Origin of the sequence: Sorangium sp. So ce1014, assembly GCF_051521505.1 — a bacterium.
Lineage (GTDB): Bacteria > Myxococcota_A > Polyangia > Polyangiales > Polyangiaceae > Sorangium.
On the sequence record NZ_CP150356.1, the window covers coordinates 9,045,046 to 9,058,504 of the forward strand.

The window sequence follows — 13,459 nt, forward strand, 5'->3', positions numbered from 1 at the left end:
AAGCAGAGCGCAGCGTAGCCCATCCGCGGGCGATCGCCCGCGCGCTCCCCGCAGACGACGCGCCGCCGTCACCCGGAGGATCTTTGCGACGCGACCGTCCCGGGCTGGCTCACTCGGCGTCCGCGGCGAGCGCGAGGGACGGCGCCCGCTCCGGAGCCGACTTGACGCGGCGCGCCCGATCGAGGTCGAAGAGCGAGAAGCGCTCGCCCGCGGCGGAGCCCGCCGGCGCGGCGCGGCCAAACAGCTGAAGCCGCACGGCGCGGTGCGGCGGCGGCGTGATCGCGCCCGGCGCCTCCCCGGGCTCGCCCGCGATCACCGCCGCGACCTCGGACGATTTCACCGCGCCCGAGCCGCGGATGTCGACCTCGACCTCGACGGCGACGAGGTCGCCGACGAGCCCGGCGCGCGCGAGCGCCGAGAGCACGTCCGGCCCGCCGACCTCGGCCCGCACGAGGTACTGGCGCACGTCGACCATCTTCGCGAGCCGGTCGATCTCCCGGCGGATCGGGAGCGACGCGGCCGAGAGGACGGCGCTGCAGCGGGCGGCGAGGAAGGCCTCCGCGTCGCCGCCGATCGCCGAGCGCGCGAACGCGAGCGCGTAGCGCGCGCCGGCGATCAGCTTGCTCAGGGCGGGGTCTTCCGGGCCGAGCTTCACGGCGCCGCGGAACGCGAGCCCGCGGGGGCTCGCGGCCGACATCGAGGCGACGAGCGCGTCGAGCGCGGCGGGGTCGAGATCGCGCTCGAGGCGGAGGTCGACGTACTCGTCGAGGCTGATGACGCCGAGCGAGAGCGCCGGAGAGAACGTCATGTCGGGCTTCGGGTGGAAGCCCGCGGTGTAGGTCATCGGCATGCCGACGCGCCGGATCACGCGGGGCAGCTCGCGCACGACGTCCAGGTGGCCGAGCAGCGCCACCGGCCCGGTCTTCTCGAAGCGGAAGCGGTAGCGGAAGCCGCCGCGCCCCTTCGGCGCGGGCCCGTTCCGCTTCGCGCGCGGGGGCGCCTCGCCGCCGGCGGGGGGGGGCGCCGCGGCCTCGGCGCGAGCCGGATCCTCGTCGCCGGCGCGCGGGGCGTCGTCCGCGCCGGCGCGCGAGGGCTCCGCGTCGCCGGCGCGCGGGGCGTCGTCCGCGCCGGCGCGCGAGGGCTCCGCGTCGCCGGCGCGCGCCGGCTCGGCGGGCGGGCCGCCGGCGGCAGCCGCCGGCGCGGCGGCAGCCGACGGCGCGGCGGCAGCGTCGGTGAGCACCGGCAGCGAGCGCTTGTGGGCGCCGAGCCGGTCGAGGAAGGTCAGCCGCTCGTCGCGCATCAGCGTCATATCGCAGGCGACGCCGCAGTCGTAGCAGACGAGCCGCCGCGTATCGGCCGTGGCGTCGTCGAGGTTCGTGTGGTGCACGAACATGCCGGCGACCTTGCCGCACGGCGGGCTGAGGCGGCTCTGGAGCGCCTTCCGGTACTCCTTCGCGAGGAAGCCATCCTCGAGGCCGACGTCGATGTGATCCCACGGCAGCCGCGCCGTGACCGGAAGCGTGCCGAGGTACTTCGCCCGGTCGACGCCGGTGTGCGTGAACGCCTCCTCCCACATGGACAGCTTGATCTGATCGTCCCACGAGTCGAAGCGGGCGCCGCTGCGCCACGCCCGCTCGAGGACGTCGGCGAGGGGGCGGTCGCCGCGGGCGAAGATGCCCTCGAGGACGCTGGCGTTGGCCTCGTGGGTCTTCAGCGTGACGGCGCGGTAGGGCCGCACCGTGTCCTTGAGCAGCTGCTGCTTGCGCCCGACCTCGGAGCGCGTGTCCATCGCCGCCCACTGGAAGGGCGTGTGGGGCTTCGGCACGTGCGTCGACACGCTGACCGTCACGTCGACCGGCTTGCCCTTGCCGGCCGCCCTCCGGCCGGCGCCGGCCGCGCGGGCGCCCGTCTCGACGATGCCGCGCACGTCCTCGTCGGTCTCGGTCGGGAGGCCGATCATGAAGTAGAGCTTCATCTTGCCCCAGCCGCGGCTGAACACGCGCTCGGCCGTCTCGAGGAGCTGCTCCTCCGTGACGTTCTTGTTCACGACGTCGCGCATCCTCTGGGTCCCCGCCTCGGGCGCGAAGGTGAGGCCCGTCGCGCGCACGCGCTTGAGCTCGTCGAGCAGGTCGGGCTCGAGCCCGTAGGCGCGCAGCGACGAGACGCCGAGCGAGATGCGCTCCTTGGTGAGGCGCTCGGTGACCTTCTTGACGAGCGGCGCGATGCACGAGACATCGGCGGTCGACAGCGCCGTGAGCGAGACCTCGTCCTGGCCGGACTTCTGCACCGCGCGCATCACGGTCTCGACGATCTGCTCGGGATCGCGCTCGCGGACGGGGCGGTAGATCATCCCGGCCTGGCAGAAGCGGCACCCCTCGGTGCAGCCGCGGGCGATCTCGATCGACATCCGGTCGAAGATGGCCTCGGGGCCGCCGGTGGGGCTCTCGTCGGGGAACGGGTACTTGTTCAGATCGACGAGGGCGCGCTCGATCGGGAACGGGATCCCGGAGACGAGCGGGCGATCGACGACCTCGAAGCCGGTGTCGGGGTCGCGCCGGGTCGCGTAGAGCGAGGGCACGTACACCGCGCCGAGGCGCGCGATCGCGACGAGCCGCTCGCGCCGCGGCACGCCCTCGCGCTTGAGCCGGGTCCACAGGAGGGAGACCTCGGTCGCCTTCTCCTCGCCGTCGCCGATGACGAGGGCGTCGAGGAAGGGGGCGATCGGCTCCGGGTGCGTCGCCGTCGGGCCGCCCGCGATCACGATCGGGTCGTCCTCGCCGCGATCGGCCGCGCGCAGCGGGACGCCGCCGAGGTGCAGCATCGTGAGGATGTTGGAGTAGGTGAGCTCGAACTGCAGGGAGAAGCCCACGACGTCGAAGTCCCTGAGCGGGCGCGCCGACTCGAGCGAGACGAGCGGCAGCCCGCGCTTCACGAGCTGGGCCTCCATGTCGACCCACGGCGCGTAGCAGCGCTCGGCCAGCGTGCGCGGGTCGTCGTTCAGGAGCTTGTAGAGGATCTTGAAGCCGAGGTGGCTCATCCCGATGTCGTAGACGTCCGGGAAGGCGAGGCAGACGCGCGCCTCGACCGACGCCCAGTCCTTCACGACCGAACCGACCTCGCCGCCCGCGTAGCGCGCAGGCTTCTCGACCTGATCGAGAAAGGAGGCGTACGGGTGACCGGCGAGCAGGGGGAGGCTGTCCATGGCGCTCCGGCGCGTAGCATGGCCCGCGCGTAGCGGCACCCGCGGGCCCCGGTTTGTCGGGCGCACGGGCGCCCCCGGCAGGCTCGGCCCTGCGTGGGGCTACCACCGCCACCGCCGCCGACGGCCGAGCCGCAGCGCCCGGAGCGGCGCGGCGGCCCGCTCGGGCTATGCTCACGCGGTGCGCGAGCGTGACACCCACCACCACGTGGAGATCGACCAGCAGCGGCATATCGAGTACCGCGATCCCAGCGAGTTCGACCGGATCGCCTTCGCCATGCGCGCGCTGGACCGCCTCCGGCCAAAACGGATGACGGTGGCCGTCTACCCGGCCCTCGCCGCGCTCCGCATCGAGCGCGGGAAGAACCTGCAGCGCGGCGAGGGCGGATCGTGGGCGATCGTCGGCATCCCACCGCACGCGAGCCGCGAGCACATCGCGTACGCCCTCGCCGAGCTCGCCGGCGTCGAGTCGGTGCCCTACGCGGTGCAGAGCCTCCTCGCCGCCGACAGGAACGCCGAGGCCTAGAGCCCGGAGGCACCGGCCCGCTGCTGCCGGAAGTTGCCACCATCCCGAGATCTCCGGAGCCGGGAGCGCGCGGCGGATGGTATTGCGCCCCGCACCAGGGAGAGCGACGCTGCCCCCGTGCCTGCTCCGATCCGGCGACACATCGAGCGCCACCGCGCCGCAAAGGCGGTGTGGAGCGTCATCGTCAGCCTGGATCGCCACAACGGGCCGCGGGCCGCGAGCGCGATGGCCTTCGACGCGTTCCTCAGCCTGATCCCCCTCGCCGCCTTCGCCGGTTACGTGCTCAGCCGGACCATGGAGTGGTCGGACCTCGTGGCGCGGCCGCTCCTCCAGGCGGCGCCGCCGGAGGTCGCGAACCTCGTCTCGGAAGAGCTCCTCCGGCTCTCGCAGTCGTCGGCGGTCGCCCCGATCAGCATCACCGGCTTCCTCTGGATCACGTCCTCCGGGCTCTCGACCGCCATGGGCGTGTTCGACACGATCTACAACACGCGCGAGCGCCCCTGGTACGTGCGCAGGGCGATCGCTGCGGCGTGCGTGATGGCCAGCCTGGCCGTGGTGCCCGTGGTCGCCGGCGTCGGCGTGCTGATCGGCTCGCTCTCGGGCTCGATCGGCGCCCGCATCGTCGCCTTCGCCCTCCCCGCGGGGCTCGTCACCTGCATGGTGGCCGCGTTCTTCAGGCTCTCGATCCAGCGGCCCAACATCGAGCGGCGCCGGGTCTTCCCGGGCGCGGTGCTCACCGTGGTGCTCTGGTCGGCCGTGTCGACCCTCTTCTCGCTCTACGTGACCACGTTCGGCCGCTACGCCACGTTCTACGGGAGCCTCGCGACCGTCGCGATCTTCCTGTTCTGGCTGTGGCTGCTGGCGCTGGCGCTGCTCATCGGCGGCGAGCTGAACGCGCGCCTGGAGCGCGAGCGCGACGGGGTGCTGTCGGTTCCGCCCCCGGGCAAGTGGAGCGCGCTGGCGCTCTCGGACCTGGCCCAGCTCTCCGACCTGGCCCAGAGCGAGACGCCGCTGCCCCGGAGCGAGACGCCGCTGCCCCGGAGCGAGACGCCGCTGCCCCGGAGCGCCACGCTGCCCCACGGCGCCACGCTCCCCCGCGGCTCGACGATGCAGCGCCGCGACGGCCAGGGCGCGGGCGAAGCGGACGAAGGCGAAGAGCGCGGCGCCCCGAGCTCGCCGCCGACGCAACGGGCCGCGGGATAGCGCGGCGCGCAAGGAGGCCGCCGCCCCCGGCGGCCGCGCGCTGAAGGACGGACGGCCGCCGCCTGACGGCTCGGCTCGGCACGGGCGGTGAAAGCTCCATCGATCGTTCGCCGCTCGGCGCTCACTCGGCGCGCATTCGCACGGTGGGTGCGCGCACTTCGCGCAGGGGAATGTCGAGGGCGGGCGTGAGGGGGAGCAGTCGAGCGTGCACGCGCACTACGGAGCGGGGGGTGACGGGGGCGGCAGCCGACGCGCAGCGCCTCTGCCAGGAGACGCCGGGCTGTACTTTCTGGGAGCGCTGCACGAGCTCGTCGCCGTCGGCCTGCACCGCCCGGCCCTCGAGGCGCTGTGCGCGGGGCAGCGCGACCTCGCGGAGCCCCCCATCGACCGCGCCTACCTGATCAAGATCCTCGACGAGGAGATCTGCCGCCAGTTCGGGCACCCGCTCCGGCCGCTCATCGAGCTCGTGCTCAACGCCGCCGACGCGGCCCGCGCGCCGCAGCCGCTCGTCGACGTCGCCGTCAACGACGGGCGCGTCGACGTCAGCGACACCGGCGCCGGCATGGGGCTCCGAGCAATCCTCTCACGGCTGCTCATCCCGTTCGCGACAGACAAGCGCCCCGGGATCGATCTCGGCCGGTTCGGGGTCGGGTTCTTCTCGGTGCTCGGGCTCGGGCTCTCGGACCCGGAGAGCTTCAGCCTGCACGTCACGACCGGCGACGGCATCGAGGGGTGGGCGATCCGCGTCGTGGCCTGGCCCAGCGCGGGCGACGCGGGCGACGCGCCCGAGCCCGCCCCCGAGGCGCCCGAGCGCGCCTGCGGCCGCGCGTCGCCCGAGCTCACCGCCGCGCTGATGTGCTCGGTGCGCCGGATCGCGCCGCTGCTCGGCACGCGCGTGCGCGTCACGTCGTCGCTGCTCGAGGCGGGCGCGGTCCGCGCCTACCTGCGCGACGCGCTCCACTTCTTCCCCGCGAGCCGCGCCCTCGTGCTGCTCGACGGCGCGGCCGTGAACGACGGCCGGCTGATCTCGGGCGGGCAGCTCATCCAGGAGCGGATCGCGCGCGCGCCGCAGACCCCCGGCGACTGGCGCGCGTCGTCCGCCGGGGCGGACGACCCCGACGCGGCGAGCGGCCCGCGCGCGCAGGAGGCGCGCGACGGCCTCGAGGAGGAGCGCGACGGGGCGCTCCTCGCGCGGTTCCACGTCGGCGGGCGAGGGCTGCTCCCGAGCATCTCGGCGGCCACCTTCCATGCGGGGGTCAAGATCGACGCCTGCCTCGCCCTGGCCGAGCTCGCGCTCATCGATTTCCCGGCCGCCGTGGAGCTGACCGAGGGGCGCGACGCGCTCAAGATCGGGCCGGAGTTCACCGCGGTCGCGACGGCGTTCTACCGGCGGCTCATCCAGCTCGCCGCGGCGAGCGGCGAGGGCCGGCGCACGCGCGACCGGCTCGCCGAGATGGCCGCGCAGATCAGCGCGCTCATGCTGCAATCCGCGGGCTGGGACGAGGTGGCGCTCGATCTCGCGCGCGCCCTGCTCGGCCCGGGGCGCTGCATGGTGACCCCCGAGCGGCGCGAGGCGCTGCTCGGGTTCCTCGGGCCGAGCGTCGCCGATCGGCTCTTCGTGCCGGAGAGCTTCTGGGCGGAGCGCGAGTGGCAGCCCCACCTTCCCGGCGAGCGCGAGCTCCTCGAGGACGAGCTCGATCTCGATCCGCCGGAGACGCTCGCGGCCCTCGCGCGGCGCCGCGGCGACCTCGCGGGGCTGCCGCTGATCCTCGCGCGCGCGGCGAGCCCGCACACGACCCTTGTCGCCCTCTGCCGGAGCCGGCCCCAGACGCACCGCGGCGTGGGCGCCGCGCCTCCGCCAGGGGCTCCGGGCGCGCCCCCGCTCCCCGCCGCTGCGTGGCGGCGCCCGGCTGGACCGCTGCCGTGCCTCGGCACGCGCCGGGTCCTGCTCATCCGCGACGACAGCGCGGCGGTGCGGCGCCCCTCGGGCTGGTGCGACGGGTACGCGCTGAGGGCGGCCTTCGATCGGGCCTCCGGGGTGCGCGAGGCCGATCTCGAGCGCGATCTCATCGTCGGCGAACCCGTGGACGGGGCGGCCTGCGCCGCGCCCCGGCCCGGCGAAAGGACCTCCGGAGGCGAGCCATGACCCAGATCTCGTACGGGCTTTTCTCGGAGCTGCTCCTCGTGCGGATCCACGGGCGCGCCGAGGCCTATCTTCAGGCGAGCAGCGCGGAGCGCCTCGCGCTCGTCGCCGCCTGCCGCAGCGAGGCCACGGTGCCCGACCTCGCGCAGCGCATCCTCTCGCGCACCATCTACGCGCAGGCGTCGTCGCGGATCGGCCCGCTCCGCGAGCTGCTCCAGAACGCGCTCGACGCCTCGCCCCCCGGCGCCCGCATCGATGTCCGCTCGACCGAGGACGGGCGCGAGATCTCGGTCACCGACCAGGGCCGCGGCATGAGCCGGACCGAGCTCCTCGCCGACCTGCTCGTCCCCTTCCGGAGCGGCAAGGCGGGCGAGCCCGACGCGATCGGCGAGCACGGGATCGGCTTCTTCTCGGCGCTGGAGATCGCGCCCTGGATCGAGGTGGTCACGGCGACGCCCCTGGGCGGGCACCGGCTGCTCGTCGCGCCGCTCGGCGCGGGGCCGCCCTACGAGGACTTCTCGTGGACGCTCCTGTCCCTGCACCGCCTCTCGCCCGCGCCGCCGGACGACGGCGGCCCCGCGCGCGCCCCTGCGCCGCCGCGCCGCCCGGCGACGGGCACCTCGGTGCGGCTCTCGCTCGCGCAGCCGATCTCGCGGCCGGCGCTCGCCGCCGAGGTCACCGCGGCGGTGGGGCTTGTCGACCCGGCCGCCGCGCGGATCTACGTCGACGGCGCGCTGGTCAACACGGCGCGGGCGCGCCTCCGCCGCGCCGCCGAGGTGCCGCTCCGGCTCCCGCCGTCGGGCGCGCTCTGCGGCGCGCTCGAGCTCCTCGTGGGCCGGGGCGACGGCATCGAACCGCAGCTCACGATCACCCAGAAGGGGCTCACGGTGGCGACGCGGATCGACCCCTTCGCCGGCCCCGAGCTCGGCCTGCACCGCGAGCTCGCGCGCGCGATCACGGCGGCCGGCTTCGGCCTTGTCGCGGAGCTGCCGCTCGGCGTGCCGCTCAACAAGGGCCGCTCGGCGGTCGCGGCGAGCGCGTCCACGGCGGTCGAGGCGGCGCTCGTGGCCGCGTTCGAGCGCTTCATCCTGCGCGACGCCCTGTACGACCGCGAGCTCCTGCGCGCGGTGGATCACCGGCTCTCGTCGGTGCTCGACCGGTTCGTGCACGCGGCGCTGCTCGGCGAGACCCTCACGATCGTGTCCGCCCAGGGGGCGGACGAGCTCGATCCGGCCGCGCGCACCCCCACGGTGGCGGCCCCCGAGCAGGTCATCCGCTTCGCGAGCGGTCTGCTCGACGCGCCCCTCTTCCGGTCGCTCGTGGTCGACGCCGGCCAGCGGCCTCCGGGGGCGGCGCTGTCGCCGCTCCTCGGCCAGCTCCACGTTCGCAGCGCGCCGCTCACGCTGCGCGAGCTGCTCCAGGCGCACCGGGCCGGCGTGCTCCGCCCGCTCGAGGTCGCCCCGCCGGGTCCCGGCCGGAGCGCTGCCCGCTGGCCGCTCGGCGCCTCCGCCGCGGCGCCCGGGGCCGCCGCCGGGCGGGAGGCGCCCGGCGCGCGCCCCGGGGAGCTCGTGTACCTCGCGCTCGACGAGCCGCTCGCGCAGGCGTTCTGGCGGCGCCTCGCGAGCGAGGGCGCGGCCTCGCAGCCCCTCGAGGCCGCGGCGGCGGCGGCGGCGGCGGCCCCTACCCGCGCGCCCGGCGCCGCGGCGTGCCCGATGCCCCGCACCTCGCGCGACGCGCTCCTGACGATCGCGGCCGAGGTGCCCGGCGTCCGCGCCGTGGCCGCGGCGATGACGGTCATCGAGCGGCTCGACGCGGTGATCTCGGAGTCGGCGGACCTGACTCCATCGCCGATCTGGGTGCACCAGGATCTCTACGGCCCCGACGAGATGGCGCACACCGACGGGAGCGGGATCAGCGTGAACCTGGCCTCGTCGCGGGTGCGGGCGCTGCTCACGGCGGTGCTCCTGCGGGACGACCCGGTCGCCTTCACCGCGCTCACCGATCTCCTGCTCCACGAGAAGACGCACGTCTCGCTGGCGAGCTACGTCCCGCGCCCCACGGCCGAGCACGGCACGAGCTTCTACCGCCGCAAGGACTGGATGCGCCGCCGCCTGCTCGCGGCGATCGCGAGCAGCGCGGTCGCCGACCCGATGCGCTGGCTCGCGGTGGCGCGGCGGGGGCTCGCGAGCGCGGCGCTGCCGGCGCCGGCCGAGCTCTCGCGCGCCTTCCAGTCGGCTGCAGCCGCGGCGGCGTGAGGCGCGCTCGGAGCCGCCGGGGAGGGCAGCTCAGCTGCCTCCCCGAGACCGTTTCCGGTGCTCCGAGGCAGCTCAGCTGCCTCCCCGAAACCGTTTCCGGTGCTCCGAGGCAGCTCAGCTGCCTCCCCGAAACCGTTTCCGGTGCTCCGAGGGCAGCTCAGCTGCCTCCCCGAAACCGTTTCCGGTGCTCCGAGGGCAGCTCAGCTGCCTCCCCGAAACCGTTTCCGGTGCTCCGAGGCAGCTCAGCTGCCTCCCCGAAACCGTTTCCGGTGCTCCGAGGGCAGCTCAGCTGCCTCCCCGAAACCGTTTCCGGTGCTCCGAGGCAGCTCAGCTGCCTCCCCGAGACCGTTTCCGGTGCCCCGAGGGCAGCAGCGCGCTCCGCGCTGTAGTGTGCACCCCCGATGCGCCGAAGATCTGGGTTCCACCGGGCTTTGAGGACATTTACGAGGCCGCGCGCGCCAACTTCGCAGAGGCGCGCTCGGACGCTGGCGCCCTCGACGAGCTCGCCGCCCCCGACGCCGCGAGGCGGGCCGCGGCGCCGTCCAGCGGCGGCATGCTCGGGTGGCTCGCCCTATCGGCGAGGGGATCATCTCCTCCAGGTAGAAGCACCGCAAACGCTGGGCCCTTGCTGTCGTACGAGCCACTGACGCCCGAGAAGCCTACGAGCTGGCCGAGTCTCCGGCGCTCTTCCTGAGCTCGCCGATGCGCGCATCCCGATGCTCAACTACGCCGCGACCACAATCGCTGAAACCGATCGCTCGCATCACAGTCAACTGCGTGTACGAGGAAAGCATGCCGTACATGGAGCCGTGCTATGGAAACAAGAAGATTGCCGTTAACACGCTGGCATTTTGCGCTCGGATTCCTGGGCATGATGGGAATAAGCACAAAATCGATGGCCGAGACAGCGAGCCATGCCACCCATCACGTTGACATGATCAATGCCAACAACTACGATTCCACGACGAGCACAACGATCGCGGAAGAACCGTATTCTATCGACGAGAACGAGACCGGCGATGTATCTATATTTCCGGAATGGACGAAGAAGCAGTGCCGCAAGGCGTTCAAGCATAACGTGCAGCTCTGCAACAGGTCTCCACCAAATCTCCGATTACCGTGTATAGCGGCTGCTCTTTTACTATTTCGCGCGTGCCTAAAAAATGCGCAGTAGTTCAGGAAGTCTGCAACATGACACTCGATGACGAGATCACGGCGGCCGAAGACTTGGTTCAGGTCGCGCGAAGTACAGCAACCGAACATCTCGGACGCGCGACAAAGGATCTGCATCTCGAATGCGAGGCGATGAAACGATACCAGGATTTCGTGAATGCCACTATTGTCAATGCGGAATCCACGCTGAGACACTGTAGAGAAACAGCGTCAGAGCTGGCCGTTTTTGCTCAAACGTCCACAGCCATCGCGCAAGGACTACTTGCCGCAACACGCGATTCCATCAGACTGATGTATGCCGCAATGGCCGTCACCGAGGAGCTTACTGGAACCGGAGGCCAACTCAACGCATCCCAAGCTGGAACCGCGCACGCAATAGAAACTGCGGCACCCAGGTCATGCTCGTTCTGCGGAAAGACCGATAAAGAATCGAAGCTTGTAGCCGGGCCAGAAGCCAACATCTGCGCCTCCTGTACTCGCCTGGCCTGTGGAGTGCTAGGAATAGAGCTGTCCGCGAGTGAGACCGAGTAGCTCGATCTCGCTCGCGAGCGTGGACTCGCACGATCGCCCGGCGCGTCCGTTGACAACCGTGATCACGCTGACGCACCGGCGCGTCGGCCGGCACAGCACGGCACAGATTCCAGAGGGGCCAGCTCGCGCCGGAGTGGCCCCTGGACCGCGAGATCAGCGGGAGACGAGGTCCTTCATCCAGGCGACGTCGTCGGGCGTCGTCTCCACGATCGCGCCGGCCCACTCCTCGTCGGTCATGCGCTCGAAATCCTCGGTGATCTTCTCGAAGTACGACGAGGCGAGCCCCACGAACGCGCGCGGCGTGCCGCAGGGATCGGCGGTGACGACCATGAGCCGCGGCAGGCCGGTGCCCACGTGCAGCACGCGTCCGACCGGCGCCCCGCCCTCGTCGGTGGGCTGGGTGTGCACGTCGGCGATCGTCGGGTCCTGGGTCACGCTCTCGAGGACGTCGAAGAAGAGCTGGGCGTACCAGCCCTCGGCGCCCGCCGGCGAGCCGCAGCCACGCTGCACCCGGACCGCCTGGTTGATGAAGGCGAGGTGCTCCTCGGTGAGGGGCAGCCCGGCGCGCTCGTTCGCGGCCATCTCGCCGAGCGTCCGCGCGACGCTGTGCAGCCGCGCGAAGTACGCCGGCAGCCGCTCCGTGAGCCACGACGCGCCCGACAGCTCGAGCGACCCGACGACGCGGCCGCCGTGCTCGGCCAGCTCGGCGATGCGCGCGTAGAACGCCGGGTACGGGTCGACGTAGGCGTCCGGGAAGTCGCACGTGGTGCCGCCCGTGTACGACTGCTTGGCGTAGAGCAGGGTGTCGTGCCGGAGCTCGGCCCAGGAGGCGAGCTGCGTGTTGAGCAGGCGCCGGCCCCACGCCTCGGTCTTCGCCACCTCGGGCAGCCCCGCGGCGTCGGCGAGCGCCCGCGCCGGCGACAGCTCCCGCAGCGCGCCGAGCCAGCGGTTGTAGAGGTTCTTGCTCCAGAACTCGCCCGGGTGCGCGTCGACGAGCACGCGCATCATGTGCAGGTCGGGCGCGTAGGGGAACTGCCCGAGCTCGGGCGCGAGCAAGAGCCCCGCCTGATCGTTGCCGAGCGCGGCGAAGCCCACGTCGAGCGGGTCCGGCATCATGCGCTTGACGGCGCCGCCCTTCACCCGGTCGTAGACCACGTTCGAGAAGACGTGCGAGTCGACGACGTACCGCTGGCCGAGCAGCGCGAAGCTCGACGACAGGGGCATCGTGCCCTTGTCGAGGCCGTTGATCATGATGTGGCTCGAGATCCGCTGCGTCCCGTGGCCCTTCTTCATCACGACCTCGACGATCGTGTCGTCCGGGACGCCGGCGAGGCCGGCGGCGTCGCTGAGGCCGAGATCCGCGAGCAGCACGTCGAGCTCGGGGAGCGTCATGTAGTCGCTCTCGCCGACGAAGGCCTGGATCGCGTCGTCGATGCGCGTGTAGCGGTCGAGGGTCTTCTCCTCGGCGAGGGCGCGCAGCACGTACGCGCCCTCGAGCTGGCGCCGCTGGAAGACCTGCGTGCCGTCCTCCTGGGTCTCGATGAAGCGGAAGTCCACGCGGCCGAGCCACATCATGCTGCGGAAGTAGCGTCCGAGCTCGGGCGTGTCGGTGTAGTGGCCGCGGGGCTTGAACTGCGAGAAGTCCATGAGCCGCTCGGAGCCGAAGAGGCGCACCGCGCCCATGCCCTGGTGGGCCTTGGCGCCCTCCACGAGCTCGTCGATCTTCGCGGCGTCGGCGCCCGCGACGGGCGCGACGGGCGCGTCGGTCAAGACCGCGAGCGCCACGGCCGTGTAGAGGTCCGCGTCGGCGCGCGCCTCGGCGCCGAGATCGCCGCCTCCGCCCGCGGCGAGCCGCGCGCGCATCTCGGCGAGCATCGTCGCGAGCTCGGGGGCGAGCGAGGCGAGCTCGACCTGCTTCAGGATCGCGTCGTACGAGCGGTGGACCGCGTACAGGATGGAGTCGGCGGACACGTAGAGCGGCAGGTCGAGCGCGTAGATGCTCTCGTAGCCGTAAACGAAGGTCGGGAAGCTCTTCTTCTCCGAGATGACGAAGCCGTTCGCGGACAGCTTCGCGAGCTCGTCCGCGTCGAGCCCGAGCGTGGAGGCCTGGAGGAGCGACAGGTTGTCGGCGTCCGCCGGCGCGTAAGGTAGGCCCGAGGCGAAGGGGACGCGGTACTTCGAGGCGAAGTCCTCGGCGGTCATGCTCGCCGAGGACTTCGCCTCGGCGAGCAGCGCGCCGAGCTCCGCCTGCTGCTCGGGCCCGAGCGGCGCGGCCGGCGCGGGCGGCTGCTCCGATTGCGTGCCGCCGGTGTCGGGCGGCGAGCGGCCCTCGATGGAGCAGCCGCCGGCGAGGGCGAGGAGGATCGGGACGATGGAAAAGTGAAGGAGCGTCCTGGGCATCGTGTTCCCCTTTCGGAGCGCGCCTCTCC

The 13,459-nt window shown here is 72.8% G+C and carries 7 protein-coding genes; 5 read left to right on the forward strand and 2 right to left on the reverse strand.

Annotation, left to right across the window (positions count from 1 at the left end):
* Positions 1–109: 109 nt before the first annotated feature.
* On the reverse strand, positions 110–3,202 hold the full coding sequence (locus WME75_RS34315) for a TIGR03960 family B12-binding radical SAM protein (protein WP_437479711.1): 3,093 nt from the start codon (positions 3,200–3,202) through the stop codon (positions 110–112).
* A gap of 178 nt (positions 3,203–3,380) precedes the next feature.
* On the opposite strand from WME75_RS34315, the gene WME75_RS34320 reads away from it, so the two are divergent.
* From WME75_RS34320 to WME75_RS34340, 5 genes are all read left to right on the forward strand, one after another.
* The gene (locus WME75_RS34320; RefSeq protein ID WP_437479713.1) at positions 3,381–3,725 is read left to right on the forward strand and encodes a hypothetical protein; all 345 of its coding nucleotides are present in this window, start codon (positions 3,381–3,383) and stop codon (positions 3,723–3,725) included.
* A 117-nt stretch (positions 3,726–3,842) separates the two neighbouring features.
* Entirely contained in the window at positions 3,843–4,928 is a 1,086-nt protein-coding gene (locus WME75_RS34325; RefSeq protein WP_437479715.1) for a YihY/virulence factor BrkB family protein, read from the forward strand.
* A 205-nt stretch (positions 4,929–5,133) separates the two neighbouring features.
* Positions 5,134–7,074 carry an ATP-binding protein gene (locus tag WME75_RS34330; protein WP_437479717.1) on the forward strand — a complete coding sequence of 647 codons (1,941 nt, stop codon included), beginning with the start codon at positions 5,134–5,136 and terminating at the stop codon, positions 7,072–7,074.
* Positions 7,071–9,326, forward strand: coding sequence for an ATP-binding protein (locus tag WME75_RS34335; RefSeq protein ID WP_437479720.1), 2,256 nt, complete (start codon positions 7,071–7,073; stop codon positions 9,324–9,326). Before WME75_RS34330 ends, WME75_RS34335 begins: the two co-directional genes overlap by 4 nt.
* A gap of 1,191 nt (positions 9,327–10,517) precedes the next feature.
* A complete protein-coding gene (locus tag WME75_RS34340) occupies positions 10,518–11,030 on the forward strand; it encodes a ClpX C4-type zinc finger protein (RefSeq protein WP_437479723.1) in 513 nt (170 codons plus the stop codon).
* A gap of 153 nt (positions 11,031–11,183) precedes the next feature.
* Here WME75_RS34340 and WME75_RS34345 read toward each other — a convergent pair whose 3' ends face one another.
* The gene (locus WME75_RS34345; protein ID WP_437479725.1) at positions 11,184–13,430 is read right to left on the reverse strand and encodes a DUF3160 domain-containing protein; all 2,247 of its coding nucleotides are present in this window, start codon (positions 13,428–13,430) and stop codon (positions 11,184–11,186) included.
* Positions 13,431–13,459: the final 29 nt, after the last annotated feature.

Excerpts from the sequence above, each read along its gene's own strand:
- WME75_RS34345 (WP_437479725.1), bottom strand. The coding sequence starts at position 13,430 with ATGCCCAGGACGCTCCTTCACTTTTCCATCGTCCCGATCCTCCTCGCC.
- WME75_RS34315 (WP_437479711.1), bottom strand. The coding sequence starts at position 3,202 with ATGGACAGCCTCCCCCTGCTCGCCGGTCACCCGTACGCCTCCTTTCTC.
- WME75_RS34335 (WP_437479720.1), top strand. The coding sequence starts at position 7,071 with ATGACCCAGATCTCGTACGGGCTTTTCTCGGAGCTGCTCCTCGTGCGG.
- WME75_RS34340 (WP_437479723.1), top strand. The coding sequence starts at position 10,518 with ATGACACTCGATGACGAGATCACGGCGGCCGAAGACTTGGTTCAGGTC.